The organism is Paenibacillus sp. VTT E-133280, assembly GCF_002264385.1.
GTDB classification, from domain to species: domain Bacteria; phylum Bacillota; class Bacilli; order Paenibacillales; family Paenibacillaceae; genus Paenibacillus_AQ; species Paenibacillus_AQ nitricinens.
The window spans coordinates 1-303 of sequence record NZ_NFUX01000186.1; the positions used below are offsets into that span (position 1 = coordinate 1).

The following is a 303-nucleotide window of genomic DNA, read 5'->3' on the forward strand; positions in this document are numbered from 1 at the left end:
GAGCGGCAAGTTCGGATGCCACGTTAAGCGACTTGACCTTAAGCGGAGTCACACTGAGTCCAACCTTTACAAGTGGTACACTGGCTTACACAGCCAATGTAGCTAATGACGTAAAGAGTACTACAGTATCAGCAGCCACGAATGATGAAACTGCTACGATATCAGCAGATGATCTTGGCTCGAAGCCTCTGTCCGTAGGAAAGAACATAATTACGGTAACCGTTACAGCGGAAGATGGTTCTACGAAGAAAGAGTACACGGTTGAAGTAACCCGAGCGGCAAGTTCGGATGCCACGTTAAGCG

Annotated in this window: 1 protein-coding gene; it reads left to right on the forward strand. The window is 48.2% G+C overall.

What is annotated here, in order from left to right; all coding sequences use genetic code 11:
* The coding region (locus CA600_RS30695; RefSeq protein WP_143812245.1) for a cadherin-like beta sandwich domain-containing protein at window positions 1-303 on the forward strand (303 nt) is incomplete at both ends.